The organism is Halobacillus sp. AWM4_238 (assembly GCF_056158265.1).
Genome location: NZ_JBSWSY010000002.1, coordinates 1,271,964 through 1,293,864, shown reverse-complemented (window position 1 = coordinate 1,293,864; position 21,901 = coordinate 1,271,964). Strand labels below are relative to the sequence as shown.

Annotated in this window: 21 protein-coding genes and 1 pseudogene; 18 read left to right on the top strand and 4 right to left on the bottom strand. The window is 40.3% G+C overall.

What is annotated here, in order from left to right:
* Positions 1-81 precede the first annotated feature (81 nt).
* Positions 82-2,247: a glycoside hydrolase family 3 N-terminal domain-containing protein gene (locus ACXACN_RS06570; RefSeq protein WP_474963225.1), complete on the top strand. Its 2,166-nt coding sequence runs from the start codon at positions 82-84 to the stop codon at positions 2,245-2,247.
* A 446-nt stretch (positions 2,248-2,693) separates the two neighbouring features.
* Here ACXACN_RS06570 and ACXACN_RS06565 read toward each other — a convergent pair whose 3' ends face one another.
* From ACXACN_RS06565 to ACXACN_RS06555, 3 genes are read right to left on the bottom strand one after another with little or no spacing between them, the layout of a single operon-like run.
* Positions 2,694-3,509, bottom strand: coding sequence for an ABC transporter ATP-binding protein (locus ACXACN_RS06565; RefSeq protein WP_474963223.1), 816 nt, complete (start codon positions 3,507-3,509; stop codon positions 2,694-2,696).
* Between the two features lie 12 nt (positions 3,510-3,521).
* Positions 3,522-4,532 carry a FecCD family ABC transporter permease gene (locus ACXACN_RS06560; RefSeq protein WP_474966818.1) on the bottom strand — a complete coding sequence of 337 codons (1,011 nt, stop codon included), beginning with the start codon at positions 4,530-4,532 and terminating at the stop codon, positions 3,522-3,524.
* An 8-nt stretch (positions 4,533-4,540) separates the two neighbouring features.
* On the bottom strand, positions 4,541-5,602 hold the full coding sequence (locus ACXACN_RS06555) for a FecCD family ABC transporter permease (protein WP_474963221.1): 1,062 nt from the start codon (positions 5,600-5,602) through the stop codon (positions 4,541-4,543).
* Positions 5,603-5,729: 127 nt separating this feature from the next.
* Between ACXACN_RS06555 and ACXACN_RS06550 the strand changes: the two genes are divergently transcribed.
* On the top strand, positions 5,730-6,491 hold the full coding sequence (locus ACXACN_RS06550) for a hypothetical protein (RefSeq protein WP_474963219.1): 762 nt from the start codon (positions 5,730-5,732) through the stop codon (positions 6,489-6,491).
* 30 nt (positions 6,492-6,521) lie between these two features.
* Here the strand turns inward: ACXACN_RS06550 and ACXACN_RS06545 are convergent, their stop codons facing one another.
* Positions 6,522-7,508, bottom strand: a complete 987-nt coding sequence (locus tag ACXACN_RS06545) for an ABC transporter substrate-binding protein (RefSeq protein ID WP_474963217.1) — start codon at positions 7,506-7,508, stop codon at positions 6,522-6,524.
* A 411-nt stretch (positions 7,509-7,919) separates the two neighbouring features.
* Between ACXACN_RS06545 and ACXACN_RS06540 the strand changes: the two genes are divergently transcribed.
* From ACXACN_RS06540 to pglX, 16 genes and pseudogenes are all read left to right on the top strand, one after another.
* Positions 7,920-8,216 carry a hypothetical protein gene (locus ACXACN_RS06540; RefSeq protein WP_474963215.1) on the top strand — a complete coding sequence of 99 codons (297 nt, stop codon included), beginning with the start codon at positions 7,920-7,922 and terminating at the stop codon, positions 8,214-8,216.
* A 273-nt stretch (positions 8,217-8,489) separates the two neighbouring features.
* Complete coding sequence (locus ACXACN_RS06535; RefSeq protein ID WP_474963213.1) at positions 8,490-9,215, top strand: DnaD domain protein; 726 nt, start codon at positions 8,490-8,492, stop codon at positions 9,213-9,215.
* Positions 9,212-9,544, top strand: coding sequence for a hypothetical protein (locus tag ACXACN_RS06530; RefSeq protein WP_474963212.1), 333 nt, complete (start codon positions 9,212-9,214; stop codon positions 9,542-9,544). The genes ACXACN_RS06535 and ACXACN_RS06530 overlap by 4 nt, the downstream gene beginning before the upstream one ends.
* Complete coding sequence (locus ACXACN_RS06525) at positions 9,534-9,932, top strand: DnaB-like helicase N-terminal domain-containing protein (protein WP_474963210.1); 399 nt, start codon at positions 9,534-9,536, stop codon at positions 9,930-9,932. The genes ACXACN_RS06530 and ACXACN_RS06525 overlap by 11 nt, the downstream gene beginning before the upstream one ends.
* Positions 9,933-9,956: 24 nt before the next feature.
* Positions 9,957-10,775 carry a replicative DNA helicase gene (locus ACXACN_RS06520; protein ID WP_474963209.1) on the top strand — a complete coding sequence of 273 codons (819 nt, stop codon included), beginning with the start codon at positions 9,957-9,959 and terminating at the stop codon, positions 10,773-10,775.
* A 274-nt stretch (positions 10,776-11,049) separates the two neighbouring features.
* Entirely contained in the window at positions 11,050-11,229 is a 180-nt protein-coding gene (locus ACXACN_RS06515) for a hypothetical protein (RefSeq protein WP_474963208.1), read from the top strand.
* Positions 11,216-11,506: pseudogene (locus ACXACN_RS06510) on the top strand (ArdC-like ssDNA-binding domain-containing protein); the annotation flags it as partial. The gene ACXACN_RS06515 and the pseudogene ACXACN_RS06510, both read left to right, overlap by 14 nt.
* Before the next feature lie 38 nt (positions 11,507-11,544).
* The gene (locus tag ACXACN_RS06505; RefSeq protein ID WP_474966931.1) at positions 11,545-11,748 is read left to right on the top strand and encodes a hypothetical protein; all 204 of its coding nucleotides are present in this window, start codon (positions 11,545-11,547) and stop codon (positions 11,746-11,748) included.
* A 3-nt stretch (positions 11,749-11,751) separates the two neighbouring features.
* On the top strand, positions 11,752-12,273 hold the full coding sequence (locus ACXACN_RS06500; RefSeq protein WP_474963206.1) for an ImmA/IrrE family metallo-endopeptidase: 522 nt from the start codon (positions 11,752-11,754) through the stop codon (positions 12,271-12,273).
* 437 nt (positions 12,274-12,710) lie between these two features.
* Positions 12,711-12,854, top strand: a complete 144-nt coding sequence (locus tag ACXACN_RS06495) for a hypothetical protein (RefSeq protein ID WP_474966817.1) — start codon at positions 12,711-12,713, stop codon at positions 12,852-12,854.
* The gene (locus ACXACN_RS06490; protein WP_474963205.1) at positions 12,855-13,280 is read left to right on the top strand and encodes a toprim domain-containing protein; all 426 of its coding nucleotides are present in this window, start codon (positions 12,855-12,857) and stop codon (positions 13,278-13,280) included.
* A gap of 100 nt (positions 13,281-13,380) precedes the next feature.
* A complete protein-coding gene (locus tag ACXACN_RS06485) occupies positions 13,381-13,629 on the top strand; it encodes a TIGR04540 family protein (protein ID WP_474963204.1) in 249 nt (82 codons plus the stop codon).
* Positions 13,630-13,647: 18 nt separating this feature from the next.
* Positions 13,648-14,259, top strand: coding sequence for a DUF1819 family protein (locus ACXACN_RS06480; RefSeq protein WP_474963202.1), 612 nt, complete (start codon positions 13,648-13,650; stop codon positions 14,257-14,259).
* On the top strand, positions 14,256-14,822 hold the full coding sequence (locus ACXACN_RS06475) for a DUF1788 domain-containing protein (RefSeq protein WP_474963201.1): 567 nt from the start codon (positions 14,256-14,258) through the stop codon (positions 14,820-14,822). Before ACXACN_RS06480 ends, ACXACN_RS06475 begins: the two co-directional genes overlap by 4 nt.
* 21 nt (positions 14,823-14,843) lie before the next feature.
* Positions 14,844-18,395: a BREX system P-loop protein BrxC gene (brxC, locus tag ACXACN_RS06470; RefSeq protein ID WP_474963200.1), complete on the top strand. Its 3,552-nt coding sequence runs from the start codon at positions 14,844-14,846 to the stop codon at positions 18,393-18,395.
* Between the two features lie 17 nt (positions 18,396-18,412).
* Positions 18,413-21,895: a BREX-1 system adenine-specific DNA-methyltransferase PglX gene (pglX, locus tag ACXACN_RS06465; protein ID WP_474963198.1), complete on the top strand. Its 3,483-nt coding sequence runs from the start codon at positions 18,413-18,415 to the stop codon at positions 21,893-21,895.
* Positions 21,896-21,901 lie beyond the last annotated feature (6 nt).

Here is a 21,901-nt window from a genome sequence, read left to right as displayed (position 1 = left end):
ACGGGTAGGGTTAGGCGGATTATACTGCAATTACATTTATTCGAAACGTTTCACTAATTACTCAATAGAGGGGGAACATTCATGGCGGAACATCAACTGAAAAACTTATTGCACCAAATGACAGTAGAAGAAAAAATAGGGCAGCTCGTCCAATTAGCCACACCATTCTTTAAAGGAGCTTCCGATCGAGGGGAAATTACAGGTCCGATGGTTCACATGAACATAGATGAAGAAGATATCAAACGTACAGGTTCAGTGCTAGGAGCTTCCGGAGCTAAAGAAACGATCAATATTCAAAAGGTTCATATGGAAGAGAACCGGTTAGGGATTCCTTTGTTATTCATGTCGGACATCGTTCACGGGTTCAAGACCATTTTCCCCGTACCCTTAGCGATCGGCTGCTCCTGGGATTTGGAGTTGGCTGAAAAGAGTGCTTCGATTGCAGCAAAGGAAGCGGCTGTAGCCGGCGTCCACGTCACTTTCGCTCCCATGGTGGATTTATCAAGGGAACCGAGGTGGGGGCGTGTCATGGAAAGTACAGGGGAGGATACCTTCCTCAATAGCCAATTTGCCCGTTCATTCGTAAGGGGTTTTCAAGGAGATTTGGAAAATGATCCTCATAAAGTAGCTTCTTGTGTCAAACACTTCGCTGCCTACGGGGCCCCGGAGGGCGGTCGTGATTACAATACCGTCGATATGTCCGAATGGCAGTTGCGTGAAAACTATCTTCCTGCCTACAAAGCTGCGTTAGATGAAGGTGCTCAGATGGTGATGACAGCCTTCAACATCTTAAATGGCATGCCATCGACAGGAAATGAACCGTTAATGAGAGGACTTCTCCGCGGTGAATGGAACTTTGATGGCGTGCTCATTTCTGATTGGGGAGCGGTGAAGGAATTGATCCCTCACGGAGTCGCTGAAAATGAAAAGCAGGCAGCAGAAAAAGCGATGAAAGCAGGCGTCGATGTTGAAATGATGACGTCCTGTTACGTCAATCATGTAGAAGAACTGATTGAGGAGGGGACATTGGAAGCAAGCATCCTCGATGAAGCCGTGCTGCGCATCCTGCAATTGAAACAGAAACTCGGACTGTTCGATAACCCTTACCGGGGAGCGAGTGAACAAGAGGAAGAAACCCATATCCTCTCCGCTGAAAACAGAAAAGTATCCCGTGAACTGGCCTCCAAATCGATGGTGCTCCTGAAAAACGAAGGGACCCTGCCACTTCAGCAGGATCAGAAAGTCGCACTGATCGGTCCGTTCGCCGACAATACCGATATACTCGGGCCGTGGTCATGGGGAGGTTCAGCTGATGATACCGTTACCGTAGCTTCCGGCCTCTCCCGATACTTAAATGAAAATCAGCTCCTAACATCAGCCGGAAGCGGCATTGAAACAGGAACGGACGAACAAATGGAAGTCGCATTGAAAAAAGCAGAACAGGCGGAATCCGTCGTTGTAGCACTTGGGGAGCATTCCGATATGAGCGGGGAGGCTGGCTGCCGGGCTGACATCCGCATTCCTGAGATCCAGTTAGAGCTTTTGAAAAAAATCAAATCATTAGGAAAACCTGTCACAGCCGTCCTTTTCAATGGTCGTCCCCTTGATCTACGCGAAGTCATTGAAAACGCCGATGCCGTCATTGAAGCCTGGTATCCAGGAACCGAAGGTGGGAACGCGCTGGCAGATATCCTATTCGGAGAAGTGAACCCATCAGCTAAACTGACCATGTCCATGCCTTACTCCGTTGGACAAGTGCCGATCTACTACAACCGTTACAATACAGGCCGTCCTAAAGGAGCGCCAGATGCGCAGGAGCGCTATGTATCTCAATATCTCGATATCCCGAACGAACCATTATTTCCATTCGGCTTCGGAATGAGCTACAGCCGATTTGAATATGACGAACTTACGATCTCCTCGAAGCGGATCCAACAAGATGAATTACTGGCTGTCTCTATTCAAGTGACTAACACAGGCGATTATTCCGGAGAAGAAATCGTTCAACTATATGTAAGAGATCTAGTTGGAGAAGTTGTCCGCCCGCTGAAGGAGCTGAAGGATTTTGAAAAGGTTTATCTACATCCTGGTGAAAAGAAAGTCGTCCATTTCACTCTTACAGAAGAGCAGCTTAGGTATTATCATGCGAACATGGAACATAAGAGTGATGCCGGGGAGTTTGAAGTTTTTGTAGGGCCGAACAGTCGGGATGTTAAGAGTGCGAGATTTGTGCTTGAACAGCAATAATATTGTTCTAAAGTCACAGGGGAATATTCCCTGTGACTTTTTTGCTTAAGTATAAAGACTGAAAGAACTCAAAGGAAAAGTGTTCATAAAAATAGGGGAAGGTTTTCACATGAAAAATATTGGAGACCAAAACTCTCAATCACAGTTCTTGTTTCATTATTTTAATAGAATTGATCGAATTTCAATAGATAAATTAAGGGATTTTGTAGGCTTTTGTAGAACGTCAAAAGGTAATATTTTGAAATAACAAACGACTCTATGTATAATTCCCTCTACAATTATCACTATGTAGCTAACATTCTTTAAGAGAAAAAAAGAGCCTGCCTCCACTTTACTTAAGAGAATTGTAGTGGGGCAGGTACTTTTTTTAGGTACTTTCAATACCATTACATGTAACCTACAAGGGCAGTTTCAAACTCTCTGCATTGCTCTTCCAGTGAAGCTCGTCAAACAGAAACATGTGGTCTGACTACAGCATCCTTTAGAAGGTTGTAAGTTAAAAGGGCCGGGCGTCCGGTTTGAGGGTCCTTAGCAATATGGGCATCAATTTGGAAAACCTCGGCTAATACTTTTTTCGTCATCACATCTTTAGAAGCGCCCTCTTGAACGACTTTGCCGTTTTTGATCGCTACCATATGATCAGCAAAGCGGGCGGCGTGATTTAAATCATGGAGCACCATGACGATGGTGCGATTTTCCTCTCGATTTAATCGATCAAGTAATTGTAAAACTTCAAGTTGGTGAGTCAGGTCCAAATAAGTAGTCGGCTCATCAAGAAGCAGCAAATCGGTCTCCTGCGCCAGTGCCATGGCAATCCAGACCTTCTGCCGCTGTCCGCCTGATAGGGAATCGATGGCACGTTCCGCAAAGTCCGATATTCCTGTGACCTCAAGCGCCCACTCAATAAGGTCCTGATCTTCATCTGTTAAGCGTCCGAATCCTCTTTGGTGAGGGAAGCGGCCATACGAAACCAATTCATAGACTGTCAGACCGCTTGGAGCTTCTGGTGTTTGAGGAAGGACGGCCATTTTTGTTGCGATTTCTCTTGTTGACGCTCTATGAATCTCTTTTCCATCTAAGTAGACGGATCCATTTTTGGGTTGGATCAGTCGTGACATCGTTTGTAGAATCGTAGATTTCCCACATCCATTCGGGCCGATAATCGTGGTTATTTTTCCTTCAGGTAAATGAAGGTTCAAATCATCTACGACAGTTACTTCTCCATATCCGATTCTCAACTGCTCCGTTGATAAAGAAGTCATATACGTTCCTCCTTAGTTTGTTTTCATTAGCAGGTAGATAAAGTAAGGGGCGCCGAGAGCTGAAACAACAATACCGACAGGAATCTCGGACGGGGCCAGTAAGTTGCGCCCGATCATATCGGCTACCAGCAGAAGCAGTGCGCCAATAAGTGCGGATGAGGGAATTAACAGCTCATGCCGGGGTCCGATCAGCCTTCTCGCCAAATGCGGAGCCACTAGCCCTAGGAAAGCGATGCTTCCGGCAACCGCTACGCTTACGCCTGCTAAGCCAACGGCCACGAGGAGCAGGATTCGTCGCTCCCATTCCACTCTTGTACCCAGTCCTGTTGCCAGCTTGTCACCCAGGGTTAAAACATTTAAGAACCTGGCTTTGAATAGAGCAAAAGGAATCAATAGCAAGATCCACGGTAAAATCGCTAGAACATACTTCCAATTCGTCCCCCATATACTTCCTGACAGCCAGATGGTCGCTTGCATGAAATCACGTGGATTCATTTTCAATTGGAAAATGATGAGTACTGCCCCAAAGGCAGCGTTTACGCCGATTCCAACCAGAATCAGTCGAACGGGTGTCACGCCTTTTTTCCAGGCTAATACATAAATAAGAAAAGCCGCTGCAGCTGCCCCGATCAATGCCATGAACGGCAGGATGAAAATAGATAAGGTCCCAAGCGAGGCGCTTGCCCCTTGGGTAAAATAAATATAAAGGACAACAGCAAAACCAGCGCCTGCATTAATCCCAAGAATACCCGGGTCTGCTAAACCATTTTGCGAAACGCTCTGTAAAATCGCTCCGGATACGGCCAGGCCTGCTCCTACTAAAATGGCAATGACGAGCCTTGGAAGCCTGAAGTCAAATAAGACAAGCTCCTGCCGCTCTGAACCTAATCCCAGCATGGTTCTGAACACATCTAAAGGGCCGATTTGAATGACGCCTGTATGCAGACTGACTAACAAGGTGATCACAATTAATCCAGCGAGCAGCCCCATCGTCAGTAAGGATTTCTTGTTTCTTCTTTTCATCCCATCCATTAAAAACCTCTCCCTTCACGTCGTGCTAAATAGAGGAAGAATGGAACGCCAACCATGGCCGTGATCGCCCCGATCGGCGTCTCATAGGGCGGATTCACCATACGTGCCCCAATATCAGCAAGGACGAGTAATAAACTTCCTAATACGGCTGAACAGGGTAGAATCCATTTATAATCAAGTCCTACAAGAAAACGGGTAATATGAGGAATAACCAATCCTACAAACCCCACATTTCCTGCCACGGACACGGCTGCTCCTGTCATGAGGAGAACGACAATGGTCCCAAGAACTTTCACCACGTTCGTCCTTTGGCCGAGTCCTTTCGCTACCCTTTCTCCAAGGCTCAATACGGTGACCGATCGTGCAATGAGGATCGCGATCAACCCACCAATGATGACAACCGGGAGAACAAATTGAACTTGGATCCACTGCGTCCCCGCGACTCCACCTGCGTACCAAAAGCTCATGTCCTGGGCGACTTCAAAATGAATAGCGATCCCTGAAGAATAGGCACTCAATAACGCTCCCACAGCCGTACCGGCAAGCGCCAATTTCACTGGAGAGAGGCCGCCTTTGGCGAACGAGCCAATAAGAAACACGACCCCCGCAGCAAGACCCGCTCCGATAAAAGAAAAAAACATGAGTCCAATAGGAGAAGTGCCGGGAAAGAATGCGAACGCGATCGCAATCATTAAAGCTGAGCCGTCTGTTACCCCCATAATAGAAGGGGAGGCGAGTGGGTTACGGGTCATTCCTTGCATAATCGCACCGGAGACCGCCAGAAAGGCACCAATAATGGCGGCTACGATTGCTCTTGGCATCCGCAGTTCCTGGATGATCTGGTGAGAAGTAAGGTCCGGATTGTAATGGAACACACCATTCCAGACGGTTGTTAAGCTGATATCTGCTGCTCCCAGCATGACAGAAAAACCGACACTTAAGATCATCAGCGCCGTTCCTACGATTAGAATGAGTGTAGCTATAAGAGGCCGGCTTTTATGTTTTTTTTTATTTCCTTTTTGTTTTGGAACGTTCGACCGATCTTCCTTAGATCTTTCCATGTTTCTCTCCACCTTTATTTCTTGCCACGTTTAGCGGAACCTTTATTTGTTTTTTTCGCTCCTCGCATTTATAATTGATAATGATTATCAGGATCATTAATTCATAAACGGAGTTCGGAGGTTTATTATGATTGCAGAAGACAGAAAACAACTTTACGATTTCTTAGCCCAGAAGGCATTTATACATATTGGTTCGGATTTTGACGATCACATCGATTTTAGGGTGAGTGACGTCATTCAAAGTGAGAGAAAAGCCAACGAATTTATTGAAAGGCAAAAAGCTCATCGAGGAACAGAAGTTTCGACGATTGTAGGGACACTGTTCGGAAAGCGATACTCCGTATTAGGTATGGGGATCTTCTCGCTTCTTATAAGAAGAGGAATCATGATTGATACAGCGCCACACCTTATCGGAATCAAGCTTGAAGAAGGAAAACCGAACCGGTACTTTATTGAAGAAAAAGCGGTGAAAGAAGTCTCTGATTTAACCACTGACGAGGTTCATCGACTTATTCGCACGTTCTTGAAAGGTCACTTAGAACCCCTTTTCCAAGCTGTAGCTAAGGCTTCCCGCTGCAAAGCAGAGCACCTTCATTCTCTTGTCGCTCATAACCTGTTTCAGCGCAGTCTATTAATGAAGCGTCAGGAGCAGGCGGATGAGCAGACGATTGATCTTTACTTGAATCTCTTCACAACAAATGAGTTATTTGGAGTGGGAGAAAGCAACCCATTAGCCTACACATTCCCATTGCATACCCCTGAGGAAGGCGAGCCTTTTTACATTCGTGAGCACTGCTGTCTTTCTTACTTATTACATGACCGGGACCTCTCTCATTGTTGTGGTACATGCCCGCACCTTTTCAAAGCGCCAACAAAAAGAGAAGGCTAAACTTAACGGAGAAGTTTAGCCTTTCTTTCTTTACTCGTTTACATACTCCATGGCTTCTTCAACCATTTGTGTCCGTCCAATGGCTCCCCATGCCTTGTAAATCCAGAAGTCCGTCTTCAATACGTTTTCATTTTCAACGGCTTCTAAGTCTTTCCACAAATTACTGTCTTGAATGGAAGAGTAGTTTTCAGGTCCTCCAGAAGAGTCCACTTGCAGGAAAATATGGTCGGCGCCAAGTTCTGGAATCACTTCCATCGATAGATCCCCGCGTTCTTTCTCATCTGTTAGATCAGCCGGTTCAAAGCCCAGGTCATGGTATAACATGGACACCATCGGGTGGGTGGTTTCCGGGTAGATTTGAATCACTTTTTCACGAATACGCAGGTAAGCCATTTTGTTATTTTCCATGTTTGTGATCGTTTCATTCGCTTTTGCTACTTTTTCTTCAAGCTCAGCGATTTTTTCTTTGGCCACCTCTTCTTTATCAAAGATTTTTGCGATTTTCATCAAGTCCTGCTGCCAAAAGTCCGGATCATTCCGTTCTTCATCAGAGGATGCCCCCAAAACGAGAGTGGGTGCGATTTTCTCTAAATCTTCATACACTTCAGATGCTGTATAGTCATCGACCAGAATAAGATCCGGGTCGAGTTCCAGGATTTTTTCCAAGTTGACTTCCGCAGCTGAACCTACAATTTCAGCACCTTCCAGCTGATCTGCAAGGTACGGGATATAGTCACCACCATATTGAGGTTGAGCTGTAACTCCCACAGGTTTAACCCCAATCGTTAACAGGTGGTCAAAATAACTAGGACGAAGAGCCACGACTCTCTCAACGTTTTCTGGTATTTCGGTTTCCCCTTTTAAATGCGAAATGGTTTTCGCTTCCGTTTCGGTCGTTTGTTCTGTCTTCTCTGTGTCTTCCTCTTGTGCGTCTGTGGACCCTTCAGTGTCCGAGCAGCCAACAAGCAGGAGAGCACTAATCAGCAATACGAACATCGTATATGTACGCAATTTCATTGTTCAATCTCCTCATTTCTCTATTTTATTTTAATGAAAATCATTATCATTAACCAACGATAATGATAACCATTTTCAATTAATAAATCAAGGAATATTAGGATATTAGTCTTTGTTTTTTGCATTTTCTTTCAGATGAGTGGCTGACCCATCTTCTATAGAGAATTGAAAGTGAAGGGACCAAACAGTGGAATAAGTATACAGCGATTCTGCGGCAGTGGAGAAGAGAGCTGAAATAAAACGTTTATATCTAATCAGAAGGAAAAGCTTAAAGCTATTTACAGCCTTAAGCTTTTTCTTGTGAACGTGCCTATCCTAATCACTCCAAAGGAATATACGACTTTTTCCATAACAGGAGCATTTTATCATGGCTTTTTGCAAATATTAGAGGTTGAAACAGGAGGTGAAGGAATGAACATAAAAGGACCGATTTTATTAGGCATATTCATTGCGGCTGTATTGAACGGCTGCGCTGGGAACGAACAAAATGAACCGGAAGATGTGAATTATCAACCCACACGCTATGACCAGGACGAGCAAAGAAATCGTTTGGACAATGACAATGGCGAGGATACGAGACCTGATGTTGATTACCCGATCATCGATCGAGAGGAACAGGAGATCGAGTTTGGTGACCGGGAAATTGATCTTGAACGACCTTTTGACAGAAGCAACAATCATGACAATAACCGGGAAATGGATGAATGACTGATACAAAGTGTACCTCTGAAAAGACCCTGGCCTGTGCCAGGGAAAATCTTGTTCTGTTCCATTTTATAGAAGTAAAATCCGTGTGGCTTCAAGTGAGGGCGTTCTTATAGAGCAAGTGCTTATTACAGATGCATCAGCAAGCGGAATCTTTTTTTAAAAAAACTTTTAAATTCATAGACACCTAACACACACTTCCATCGATTATAGAATTGAGGAAGTGTTTTTCTATTCACAAATCCTCCATCTTTCCATAAGAATAGGAGAATCCAAATGAACTATATCAAAGCAATCAACGCCTTCTACGATCACCAGGAATTCAACCCTCTAACTTCTGCCGCTATCAACCTTTGGCATAGCCTCATGCATGTGAATAACAAATCCCGTTGGAAAAAAGAATTTACGGCTTCAATGACTGTCCTTTGTCTGAAATCCAACTTGAGCGAAAGCAGCATTCGGAAAGCACGCAAGGAACTCGTGGAGAAAGGGTATGTGACGTTCACTTCGAGACCAGGCAACCAGGCTCCCATCTATCGGATCATCCCTTTATATGAAGAAATGGACAGCGAGAACGACAGTGTGGAGGAGAACAGTGTCGGCAAGTCGAACGGCAGTGATACCGGCAAGTCGAACACATTAAGTAAACAAAACGAAACGAAAGAAAAAGAAGCAGTAGTAGAAACGCCAGCTGAGAACCCCCACCATTTTTACGAAAACAACATCGGGACGTTGTCGCCGTTCATCGCAGAAAAAATTACTCAGTGGTGTGAAGAGTTGTCTGATGAGCTCGTCATCCAATCGATGAAGCTTGCGGTCGAGAGCAACAAGCCTTTCTTCAGCTATTGTGAAGGCATTCTGAAACAGTGGCAGCAAACGGGCGTCCGCACTCTGAGAGGGGCGGAACGAGCACAGCAGGATCACAAGAAAAAGAGGACCACTTCAAAGAATGACAAAAACAAATCCGTGTTCGATAAGTTGAGAGAGGAGGTGCAGGTATGAAGAGAGAAGAAGCCATCGAGGTGCTTGAGACGATCAGTGAATTGTATCCTCAGAAATTCGATATTACCGAACGTGTCGCGAATATGCTGATTCCGAAGCTTTTGGAAATGGATTATAGAGGGGTGATAGCCAAGCTTTCCGATTTTGCCGTCCGCAGTCCGTTCCCGCCGACCATCGGAGAAATCGCTGTCTATGAACCTGAAGAAAATCGTCACTTGGAGCAGATGAGAGTGTGGGAGGCGGAAGCAGCGGAAGTATCTGATGAAATCCGCCAGCGGTTCATGGACAAGCTCCGTTCGCTGGCAGAGGAGAAGTCCCATGAGTCATAATCTACAGACGGAACAGGCCGTGTTAGGTATCTTACTTGTAGAGGGGGAGAAAATCAAGCAGACGACGCTCTCCCCTGAGCATTTCTCCAGACACGACCATCGACGTATTTTCCTAGCAATGCAGCAGGTGGACAACAACGGAACGCCGGTGGATATGGTGACGGTAACCACGAGCCTCGGAGATGAGATCGCCCAGGTGGGAGGAGTGAGTTACTTGCTCGGGCTCACTGAATCCGTCCCGACGACTGAGAACTTCCACTTCTATGAAAAACTCCTCGTCGAATCCTACACGAACCAGCAAATGAGACAGTCGGCAATCAAGTACATCGAGAATCCGAGTGCTGATGCGCTGCTCGGCTTGAAGCAGCAGCTTCATCTGATGGATTAGGACACGGAAGCGGATGAGCAGACGGTGAAAGAGCAACTCAGTGACATTGCCATGGAGATGATCTCCTCACCCGTACAAACGGGTTTAGCTACAGGATTCGAAGACTATGACAAAATGACCGGAGGAGCGCAGCGTGGCGATTTGATTATAGTCGCTGCCAGGCCTTCGATGGGGAAGACCGCCTTCGCCTTGAATATCGCCATGAACCATTGCAAGAACGGAGGAGCCGTCGACCTGTTCAGTCTGGAAATGGGATCCAAACAGCTCCTGCAGCGGATGATTTCATCAGAAGCACGCATCGACGGTCAGAAGTGGCGCACGATGTGTTTCTCCGCCGAAGACTACAAACGTTCCTTCCACGCCATCGGGGAAATCGCCGAGTGGAACCTGTCCATCCATGAGCGTCAACAAACCGTCCAGGACATCACCTCAAAAATCAGATCCTCCGTAGCTGCAGGTCCCGATCATGATCACCTCATCATCATCGATTACTTGCAGCTGATGAACGTCAAAGGCCGCTATGAACGCCGCGATCTCGAAGTCGGCGCCATCACCCGCGAATTGAAACTCCTTGCCCGTGAACTCAACATCCCGATCATCCTCCTCTCACAACTCTCCCGAAGCGTCGAACAACGCCAAGACAAACGACCGATGATGTCGGACTTGAGGGAATCCGGAAACATCGAACAGGACGCTGATGTCATCAGCTTCTTATACCGCGATGATTACTATACGCAGGAAGGTAGTGATGTGGTGGAGGTGATTTTGAGAAAGCAGAGAAATGGTCCGGTGGGGACGGTGATGTTGCACTTCTGGAAGGAGTATGGGAGTTTTGGTGGTTAATACCCTTCCAAGTATATGTGACGACACTAATATTTGATAGTCAAGAGATGTAGGATGCGTAACAAGCGGTGGAGGAAAGGATCAGTCATCAGCGTCAAAAGAGAATAAGTGCCGGAGAGACACAAACAGCATCAAGCTAATGGTATCAATGAGTAATTATCCAACTAGGGAGTGGAAGGAATGCTTATGTTCAATAACAATTATAAAGTAGGTGTGTTTAAGTGAAAATAATGAGCTCGTGTTGGAGGTGGGACAGGAGGAATATACCTTAACGTTGAGTGATCAGGAAATGGTTGATCTTGAACAGTATTTAGTGAATCAAGAGAACTTACTCATTCCTTTTCATAAGAAAACAAAGAAACTGATATTAAATACAGAATCTAATTACGATGAGGAAGAAATGGAAGAACTCATGAACATTAGTGAGGGAGCTGAGGATCATGGTGAAGACTAAACAATCTTATAGAGAGAAATCACCAGAAAAGGTCAAAGAGGATATCAATCGACTGACAGAGGGAATGGAAAAGAGTATTACGAATCACTTTCATTCTCCAGAACAAATGAAAGAGTACCTAGACTTTATGGGGAAGTTCCATCGGTATTCTCCACGTAATACAGCACTCATTGTTTCCCAGTTTCCAGGAGCAGAAGCTGTAGGTTCCTACGCCTTCTGGAAAGACAAAGGGTTTTCCGTAAACAAGGGAGAGAAAAGTCTAAAGGTACTCGTACCTAACCGGCTAGGTCAACAGTTTCAAAATGAAGAAGGCGAATGGAAACCTTTAAATATGCGACGAAAACAGAAAAGCAACAAGTCAAAGCCGGCCAACTCGATAAAAGAGATGGCCGGCTTGTTTATTCTACCGGGAGTGTGTTTGATGTTTCTCAGACAACAGCCACTCAAAAAGACCTGCCTCAAATCTTTCCTAACAAATGGATCGATGGGGAGGTTCAAAATTACACTCAGCTTCGATAAGGGATGGAGGCTATAGCAGATAAAAACAACATACAAATTGTAGAGCCTTATGAAGAATTAGGAGCAGCTAAAGGTGTAAGTTACACCGGGCGAGATGAAGTCGCTCTTAATCCGCGTAACTCTGAGCGACAAGATACAAAAACTCTGTTACATGAACTGACTCATTCCAAGCTTCATACAAAAGAAAACATGAATGACTACACCAAACCGGAGAAAGAATTTCAGGAGGAAATGACAGCTTATACCGTTGCTTCTTATTTCAATATTGATACCAGTGATTATTCATTGGATTATCTGCATCACTGGACCAAGGAGCATGAATTTAAAGACCATAAAAAGCTATTACAAGAAGTTCAGTCAACAGCTAAAGAATTTATTACAACCATTGAAGAATCTATGGGCCAAGAAAAGGAAGGAGAGAAAGATATGAGTGTTAAAGAACAAAAGCATGAAATGGAAGAGGAGAAACAAGAAAGAGAGATATACCTTCAGAAAAGCTTCGGGAGATATACAGAAGCCAGGTGAGCAAGGCTGAGAAGGATAGCAGGCCGTTTGTTAAGGATGAAGAGGCCGAAGAGGAATATACTCATCAAGCCTTCAAAGATGCTTATGAAAAAGAGCTCATGAACTTTTATTAAACCAACTGTCGGAAAAGAATTAGATAAGGAAGAAAACAATGACCTGCAAGAACGTTTAAATGAGATGCGTGCTTTTCAGGAGACTCATAGTAAAGAAGAGTCTACCAGCTTAAGAAAGAATCTCTTCAAGAATTAAAAGAGCTGCCTTTAACGGATAGTTTTCCGGAGGCTGTTCTGGATCTAAATGCGCAAGGTTATAATGTGAAAGACAATGTCCAAGAGAAAATCCAAGAGAAAAAGCCTAAGGAACCTTATCAATATCCTTTTCGTTATGAAGTGAATGATAGGACAAAGGCTAAAGATTATCTTACGAATTAACGGAGGATTCATCCCAAGATTGTTACTTGGCTTGATGATAAAGATTTAATGGCGCAGGATAAGCTCCGGAATGTAGTGTTTAAGTGGAAGCAGCAGGGAGAGATTGTAGGAGCAGATCGCCAAGGAACTTCTCCAATGAAAGACGGGTGAATGTTCAAAGGCATTGCTAGGAACAGCCATGGTTCGGCAGGGTTTTCGGTGGGTATAGGTAAACCTAGTTCCATCCACCTTTTTGAAAGCCCGATCGATGCGCTGTCTTATTGGAGTATTAAGAAGGAAAAGTTGCAGAACACTCGACTAGTTTCCATGTCTGGGCTTAAGCGGCAGACCATGATTGATGAAATTAAACGGATGGGTAAGGAAGGTCATAAAGTAGATCAGATAACTTTTTGTACTGATAATGATAAGGCTGGACGAGAGTTTGCAAATAAATACTCAACCATGATAGATAGACGTCTTAGCAAAATAAATATACCTCCTGCTAAGGATTGGAATGAAGAGTTAAAGAGTGTTAAGAAAACTGAATCATCGAACCTAAAGCAGAATGCTAAAGTTTTTGGGAGAAGTTATGCCTAAGGTCTCTTTTCACCAAACCCTTATAACTTCATTGTTATAAGGGTTTCATAAGAGTATAATAATACTAGAGTAAAAAACGAATAAGTATGAGGTGAAACGGGTGGAAGTAAAACTCTTCTATAAAACTCAGCGAGAATTAGCGATAGCTATTAATACAATAATTGATGCTTACTGGAAAGAAGATATTAAAGAAGAAGAACTTATAAAAAAAATAAATGTTCTTTATATAAACAACCAAAATAAAATGATGAAAAACCAAAGTTATACAACTGTCATTAAACAGCAATGTGGGAAAAGAAGATTGGAGATTGTGGATCGAGTTATACATATGCAACAAGAGATGCAGTGAGTGAGAAGAGGTGTATGCATGAAAAAAGAGTTAGAATATAGTGCTAATCTGACAGGTGTTTCATTCTTGCTATACGAATTGAAGCAAGTGATAAAACTTGAAGCAGATGGCTTAAATATTTTCGAAATAAAAGAGGAAGTTATCCAGGAAAACATCTTTGAATATAAGTTCACTTCAAGCTTGAAGCGAATAGCACCTACCATTGTTAAAAGAATGGAGGTATTAGACGAGACATTAAAAGAAATGGTCTTGAAAGAACCTCTGGAGACAGGTAAAGCAATCAACTTATATGCAATTATGAAAACGGATAGGTTATTTTTCGAATTCATGGATGAAGTCATCAAAGAGAAGTTGGAAGTTAATGATTTCGTAATTGATAAAAAGGACATTAATATGTTTTTTTCATCAAAAGCAGAGCAAGAAACAAAGATAGCTGGATGGTCAGAAAACACTTATAACAAACTGAGACAAGTATATTTTAAATTATTGTTCGAATCTGGAATTTTGATTGATAAGAAACGCGGTAAGATAAGACAACTTCTTATAGATGAAAACTTGCGTGACCATTTGAGAAATATAGCTGACATCGCTTATTTAAAAGCGATGGGAGATGATGAGGTAATAATATGAGCAATATATACAAAAGGTTGGACAAAATCATACCGAAGATAAAAGAAGAGAAGTTCATAAAAGGAAGAGGATTGGGTAATGAGATAAGTTTTTATGTTTTTGATTACGATCCAGAACATGAATTGGTGGTACGAGATTACATTTTACATATCAAAAAAGAATTCAGCCATGAGAATTCAAACCGAAAAGTTATTGAATTTGATCTATACAGAATGATGGTTGAGATTGCACAAGAAAAGGGCATCTTTGAACGAGTCTTCCAAATGGAAGAGAAGCAGGGAAAGGATGCCCTGTTTAAGGCTATGAGAAACTTTACAAAGCCCGATATATTTTTAAGTAAGATTGATGAGCAAATAAAAGACCATAATGTTGTGCTGATCACAGGGGTAGGTAAAGTTTACCCATTTGTTCGTTCACATAATATTTTGAACAACCTTCAGGAAGTATTGGATAATACGCCAGTTATATTGTTCTTCCCAGGGAAGTATGACGGGGCTTCATTACAGTTATTCGGTAAGTTTAAAGATGATAATTATTACCGAGCATTTCGGTTAGTGGATTAATAAAAGGAGGAGGAATTTAAAATGCAAATACGTGAAATGTTTGAAAAGAATATAGAAAGACCATTGAAAGGTGTCATTAAAGTAGCTCAAACGGATGAAGATAATATCTATCAGGAATTAGAGGAGTATGTAGTAACAAAAGAGCTACAAAAACACTTCTCTAAATTCTACGACAAATATCAAGAAGGGATCGATGGTTATACAGATAAAATGGGGGCGTGGATCTCGGGTTTCTTTGGATCGGGTAAATCACATTATCTAAAGATACTCTCTTACCTTCTTGAAAACAAAGAAGTAAAAGGAAAAAGAGCGTTAGATTACTTCGAAAATAAGATTCAAGATCCCATGGTATTAGGAAATATGAAACGTACAGCTGATGTGGAAACAGAAGTAATTCTTTTTAACATTGATTCCAAGAGTTCACTTGATGGAAAGTCCAAAGAAGATGCCATATTGAAAGTATTCATGAAAGTGTTTTATGAACATAGAGGCTATTATGGAGACATTCCAGGCGTGGCTGAGATGGAGAAATACCTGGATCAAAAAGGTGTATACGAAGACTTCAAAGATGAATTTGAAGAGCTGGCAGGAGAAGAATGGGTGGATCGTCGAAATACCTTTTATTTCGATGCAGACTTTGTTATTGGAGCGTTGACAAAAGTAACGGATATGTCAGAGGAATCTGCTCGTAACTGGTTTGAGAACGGTGTGAATAACTATGAAATCAGTATTGAGAAGTTTGCCAAGGATGTAAAGGAATATACCGAACAAAAAGGTGACAACTTCCATTTGGTTTTCCTTGTGGATGAAATCGGTCAGTACATAGGTGATAGCCGTAAATTAATGTTGAACCTTCAGACAGTAACAGAGGACATAGGGACGTACTGTAATGGTAAGGTGTGGATTATTGTAACAGCACAAGAAAGTATTGATAGCTTGCTGAAAGTTAAGGGAGATGATTTTTCCCGTATCCAAGGCCGTTTTGATACAAGACTATCTTTATCTTCCATTTCAGTTGATGAAGTCATTAAAAAACGTATATTAGCTAAAAAAGAATTTGTAAATCAGAAGTTGAAACAAATCTATCTTGAAGATAATAACAATGCAAAACTGAAAAATTTAGTATCGTTTAAGGAAAGCACAGCTGATTTGAGAGGTTACGATGGTGCCAATGAATTTGCAGACGTGTACCCATTTGTCCCTTATCATTTCAAACTGCTTCAAAAAGTATTTGAACAAGTACGTAAACATGGATCCTCTGGAAAGCATTTATCAGAGGGAGAGCGTTCTATGCTTTCAGCTTTCCAAGAGTCAGCTCTACAATTTAAAAATCTTGAAGAAGGTACATTAATACCGCTATACGCTTTCTACGAGACAATTCGTGAATTTTTAACACCATCTGTAGCAAGAGTCATAGAAGGAGCCTATGAAAATCCAGCACTAAAAGATGTTGATTTTAACATGGATGTACTTAAAGTATTATTCATGATTAAGTATATCGATGATTTGCCTGCTAACTTGGATAACATTGCGACCTTAATGGTTACGAATATAGATGAAGATAAGCTGGAACTTAAAGAACGTATCAAGGTGTCACTACGAAAACTGATATCTCAAAACCTTATTCAAAAAAATGGAGATGTTTATATCTTTTTGACAGATGATGAACAGGATATAAACCGAGATATTAAATCAACCAAGGTTGAAGAGGAAATTGTGAAGCGTGAAACCGCCAACTATATCTACCAAGATCTATTCGATGATCGAAAGTTTAGATATAAAAATAAACATTCGTTTAGCTTCAATCGGAAAATGGACGAAAAAAATTACGGGAATCAAACAGCACCAATAGGTATTAACTTCATCTCTCCTTTGTCCGACTACTACCGATTATCCGATCAGGAGCTATTGATGCAAACCTCTGGAAATGATGAGCTTTGGATTCGCCTTCAAGGTAATGAAGGATATGTAGAAGAGATGGAAGAAGCTTTAAAAATTGAAGAATACCGTAAGCAGAAGAATATTCAGCAGTTGCCTGAAAATATGCAGAATATCCTAAATAATAAACGGTTAGAAGCGGCTCAACGAAAGAGAAGGGTAAAAGGATTGATTTCAGATGCGATTAAGTCAGCTCAATTCTTTATCAACGGGGAGCAAGTTGATGTAAAAGGGTCTACAGTAAAAGAAAAGATTGTTGGTGGTATGAATCAATTAGTAGAAAACGTCTATACAAAGCTGGAATATATCAAGGTGCATGTGGAAAACGACAATGAACTACTGGCACTTGCTCGAAGTGGTGATGAACAAATGGCATTAGATGTTGAAGTAAGGTCTAATGAACTTGCTCTTCAAGAGTTAAAAGATTTCATCAATTTACAACATGAATTCAGTAGACAAGTTCGTACTAAAATCTTGTTAGAGCATTTCAATGCAAAGCCTTATGGTTGGCGTGAATATGATGTTGCTGGATTGATTGCAACCTTACTGAAAAAACAATTTATACGTATTACGTATAATGGTGAATATGTAGAACCAGAAAGTAAAAATATTTTAAATGCTTTGATTAAATCTTCAGATGTAGATAGAGCAATTATTACAAAACGAGTCAGGGTTGATGATGGTTTACTGAGAAAAGCTCGAAACATTGCAAAGAATGTATTTAATAAAACAGACTTACCTGATGATGAAGATGGTTTGGTTCATGAAATCAAACATTTGATAGAAGATCAGAAGAAAAAGATCTGTTCCTATAAAGAACGTTACGAAGTTAGAAAGTATCCAGGGGAAAGTTTATTGGATAAAGGTTTGGAGTATTTCAATCAATTTACTAACCGAATGGATAATGCATCTTTCTTTATTAAATTAAATGAGATGGAAGACGAATTGTTAGATTGGGAAGAAGACGTTTCTTTAGTTCTCAGCTTCTTTGAAAATCAAAAGGAAATTTTTGATCAGGGTTTGGAAGCATTTTCAAAATATGAAGAAAACCAATCTTACCTTGAGGATGATAGTACCCAAGAAACAGTTCTTCAGTTGAAAAATATTGTGAATGATCCTATTCCTTACAAAAAAATCAAAGATATACCCGAGCTTGCACATAAGATTGACGAAGCAATACAAAATGTACTTACTAAGAAAAAAGTAATGGCAAAAGAAGAAGTACAACTTACCTATGATAATTTGATGCTTAAAACTAATACAGATGGTGTTACTGAGGAAACCACATTAAAAATAAAACGCACGTTTGATGACCTCTTAGATAGAATTGATGGATTTGTCAATATATATAAAGTGGATGCAGCCATCACTCAAAGTAACTCTTTGAAGAGTCGTTTCGAACGCATATTAGTTGAAGATATTAGGAAGAAAAGTGAGAAGGATAATGAAGATGATTCTGGTGGGGAGGGGACAATACCAGCACGTCATAAGCCATCTACCAAGCAGGTAAGAATTAAGGACTTGGTTAGTGTTACAAAACTAACTTCAGAGGCGGATGTAGATAGGTATTTGAATTCACTAACTAATGAATTAAAACAACTTATCAGAGAAAATCACATTGAGTTTATTGATTGATATACGGAGGCTATAAGATGAATAAAACTGCGTTACGCTCGTTTGCTACGAACGCTCGAAGAGAGCTTCTTGATAAAGTAAAAGCGAAGGCTATGAAAATTGGTATTACAGAAGAAAATGTGAAAAAAGCTGATATTGAAAGCTCAGATGCCGTATTTATTGAAGGTAGACAGCTTTCAAGTGAAGAAAAAAAGCAAAGAAAAAACTTAATTAAGAGAATAGAACAGAAAGACTTTAATCAAGTAATGGAAGAGGTAGCATACACATGGTTTAACAGGTTTACAGCTTTAAGGTTCATGGAAGTGAATGAATATTTACCATCAAATATACGTGTATTGTCTTCGTCAAGTCCAGGAGATCCAATTCCTGAAATTATCAAGGAAGCTATGTCATTAGATTTTGATATTGATAAAGAATGGGTTTATGAGCGAAAAGTCAAAAACGAAAACGATAAGCTCTTCCAATATTTGATAATAAAGCAATGTAATGATTTGTATGATTATATGCCATTTATGTTTGAAAAGATTGATGACTATACTGAGATTTTGTTTCCTGAGGGATTATTATCAAAAGATTCGTTTTTGAGAAATATGACGAATACAGAATCAATACCAGAGAGAGATTGGGAAAACGTCCAAATAATCGGATGGTTATATCAATTTTACATTGCTGAAGAAAAAAATCGAGTAATTCATGCGAAAAAGAAATATAAAACTGATGAGATTCCTTTTGCGACACAATTATTTACTCCTGACTGGATTGTGCGATATATGGTTCAAAATTCATTAGGCCGATATTGGGTTGAAAACCATCCCAAGGATCGGGATTTAATAGATAAATGGGATTATTACCTTGACAGTCCTAATACAGAACCAGAATTTGAAGAAAAAATAATTCCATATCTAAAAAGAGATTTGAAAGTTGAAGAGATAAAATGCTTTGATCCTGCTATGGGAAGTGGGCATATTCTTGTTTATTTGTTTGATGTTTTATATGAGTTATATAGCAAATGTGGGTATTTGGAAAGAGATATCCCAAGATTAATTATCGAAAACAATTTATTTGGATTGGATATTGACGATCGAGCATATCAATTAGCTTGTTTCTCTGTAGTGATGAAGGCTATGCAACGTAATATACGTTTTTTAAGAAGTATAAAGAGGCATGGATTGGTGCTTAATTTATACTCGATCCAAGAAACTAATACTTTAGATGAGGAAGATTTCACATTTATTGCAGGTGAGAATGACGGGGAGAACTATGAGAAGGTAAAAAAATTCTTAAAACAATTTTATAATGCTAAAATGCTTGGTTCAATAATTAAAGTTGATGAGTCTGATAAAAGTTTAATTGAAGACCAAATAAAAAACATTCAGGATAAGCCTGCAGAAAATATCTTTGAAGCAGAAATTAGGGAAAAGGTATTAGGTATATTACCTTCAGTACTAAAACAGGCAACTATTATGTCGCAAATGTTCGATATTGTGGTTACTAACCCGCCATATTTTGGTGGTAAATATATGGAGCATTCTTTGTCAGAATATGTGAGTCTTTATTATCCAGATTCTAAGTCAGATATGTTTGCTGTATTTGTGGATTTTTGTAGAAGTAAAGTAATAGCAGAAGGACATATTGGTATGTTAACACCTTTGGTATGGATGTTTATATCATCGTATGAGAAATTGAGGAAAAAAATTATTGATAATAATAGCATAACCACGCTGATTCAGTTGGAATACAATGCTTTTCCAGAGGCAACTGTGCCAGTTTGTACATTTACTTTAAGAGGTTCTAATACCAATGACCTTGGACAGTTTATAAGCCTTTCTAAGTTCACAGGACCAGAAAATCAACCAACCAAAACACTGGAAGCTATAGAAAACCCAGAAGTTCCATATAGATATAAATGTTTCCCTGATCAATTCAAAAAAATCAGTGGAAATCCAATAGTTTATTGGGCAAGTACTGGTGTATTTTCTGCATTTGAAAATAAAGATAAAGTGTCAGACTATGGCAAGCTATTTGAAGGTGTTAAAACAAGAGACAATAAAAGATTCCTTAGGTTATGGTTTGAAATAGATAATAAAAATAAATTTAATAAATGGAAACCTTATAGTAAAGGTGGAGGGTTTAAAAAGTGGTATGGGAACAATCTGTACGTTATAAATTGGGAGAATGAAGGCGAAGAAATTAGGAAATTTAGAAAATCAAGCGGAGCAAACTTTAAACATTTTTTTGAAGAGTCTTTGACTTGGTCGGCGATAAGTAGTTATAAGTTTTCTGTAAGGTATATTAATAACTCTCTTTTTGGGGGAGGTGGCTCCGCTGTTACGGATATTAAGGAGGACTATTTATATATATTACTTGGATTTTTAAATTCAAAGGTCTCCAATGAATTGATGAATATGTTAAGTTCCACTCTAAATTATGAGGTAGGAAATGTTTCTGACCTTCCTGTAATAATAAATGATGGTAATGTTGAAGAAATTAATCAGTTAGTTAGAGAGGCTATACAAATCTCTAAAGACGACTGGGACAGTTATGAAACTTCTACAGAATTCGAAACACATCCCTTAATAAAGCATAGGGATGATACCAACCTAATTGAAAATATTTTTAATAAATGGGAATTTGTATCTGATTCAAGATTCAATAGGTTGAAGATAATAGAGGAACGACTTAATGAAATCTTTATTCAGAGTTATAATGTAGATGATTATTTCATCTCCCCTAATGTTGAGGATCGGGATATAACGATTAATAAAGTAGAAAAAGAAGATACCATTAAGTCATTTATTTCTTATGCTGTAGGATGTATGTTAGGTAGATTCTCTCTTGATATACCAGGTGTTATTTGTACTAATCAAAGTTTTGATAAAGAAAAGTATAATTCCTTTAAAGCTGACGAGGATAATATCTTACCTATTTTATCTGGTTCTTATTTTAATGATGATATTGCCTCTCGTTTGGAAAAATTTATCGAAATTACTTTTGGTAAAGAAACATTAAAATTAAATTTAAATTATGTAGCAAATGTTCTTGGAAAGAAAAAGAACGAGACTGCTATAGAAACTATAAGAAGATACTTTACAAATTCATTCTATGAAGATCATATAGGCATTTACAGTGCAAGAGGAAGGAAAGCTCCGATTTATTGGATGTTTACTTCAGGTAAGCAAAAGGCTTTTAATTGCTTAATATATCTGCATCGTTATGATTCTACAACGTTAGGTAGAATACGCACTGATTACCTACATGAACTGCAATTACGTATGGATGCTGAAAAAGAGTCATTATTGAACATCATTGATGGAGATTCAACTTCAAGAGAAATCGCCCAAGCAAAAAAAGAATTAAAATCTTTGGAAAAGAAAATCGGAGAACTGAAAGACTATGATGAAGTGCTACACCATCTGGCAGATCAGCAAATTGAAATAGATTTAGACGATGGTGTAGAAATTAATTATAAGAAATTTATAAATCTGTTGGCTAAGAAGTAAAGGAAT

Excerpts from the sequence above, each read along its gene's own strand:
- ACXACN_RS06535 (WP_474963213.1), top strand. The coding sequence starts at position 8,490 with ATGAACTATATCAAAGCAATCAACGCCTTCTACGATCACCAGGAATTC.
- ACXACN_RS06525 (WP_474963210.1), top strand. The coding sequence starts at position 9,534 with ATGAGTCATAATCTACAGACGGAACAGGCCGTGTTAGGTATCTTACTT.
- ACXACN_RS06505 (WP_474966931.1), top strand. The coding sequence starts at position 11,545 with ATGGAAACCTTTAAATATGCGACGAAAACAGAAAAGCAACAAGTCAAA.
- ACXACN_RS06560 (WP_474966818.1), bottom strand. The coding sequence starts at position 4,532 with ATGAAAAGAAGAAACAAGAAATCCTTACTGACGATGGGGCTGCTCGCT.
- brxC (WP_474963200.1), top strand. The coding sequence starts at position 14,844 with ATGCAAATACGTGAAATGTTTGAAAAGAATATAGAAAGACCATTGAAA.
- pglX (WP_474963198.1), top strand. The coding sequence starts at position 18,413 with ATGAATAAAACTGCGTTACGCTCGTTTGCTACGAACGCTCGAAGAGAG.
- ACXACN_RS06550 (WP_474963219.1), top strand. The coding sequence starts at position 5,730 with ATGATTGCAGAAGACAGAAAACAACTTTACGATTTCTTAGCCCAGAAG.
- ACXACN_RS06530 (WP_474963212.1), top strand. The coding sequence starts at position 9,212 with ATGAAGAGAGAAGAAGCCATCGAGGTGCTTGAGACGATCAGTGAATTG.
- ACXACN_RS06480 (WP_474963202.1), top strand. The coding sequence starts at position 13,648 with ATGAAAAAAGAGTTAGAATATAGTGCTAATCTGACAGGTGTTTCATTC.
- ACXACN_RS06500 (WP_474963206.1), top strand. The coding sequence starts at position 11,752 with ATGGAGGCTATAGCAGATAAAAACAACATACAAATTGTAGAGCCTTAT.
- ACXACN_RS06545 (WP_474963217.1), bottom strand. The coding sequence starts at position 7,508 with ATGAAATTGCGTACATATACGATGTTCGTATTGCTGATTAGTGCTCTC.
- ACXACN_RS06555 (WP_474963221.1), bottom strand. The coding sequence starts at position 5,602 with ATGGAAAGATCTAAGGAAGATCGGTCGAACGTTCCAAAACAAAAAGGA.
- ACXACN_RS06565 (WP_474963223.1), bottom strand. The coding sequence starts at position 3,509 with ATGACTTCTTTATCAACGGAGCAGTTGAGAATCGGATATGGAGAAGTA.
- ACXACN_RS06475 (WP_474963201.1), top strand. The coding sequence starts at position 14,256 with ATGAGCAATATATACAAAAGGTTGGACAAAATCATACCGAAGATAAAA.
- ACXACN_RS06540 (WP_474963215.1), top strand. The coding sequence starts at position 7,920 with ATGAACATAAAAGGACCGATTTTATTAGGCATATTCATTGCGGCTGTA.
- ACXACN_RS06490 (WP_474963205.1), top strand. The coding sequence starts at position 12,855 with ATGTTCAAAGGCATTGCTAGGAACAGCCATGGTTCGGCAGGGTTTTCG.
- ACXACN_RS06570 (WP_474963225.1), top strand. The coding sequence starts at position 82 with ATGGCGGAACATCAACTGAAAAACTTATTGCACCAAATGACAGTAGAA.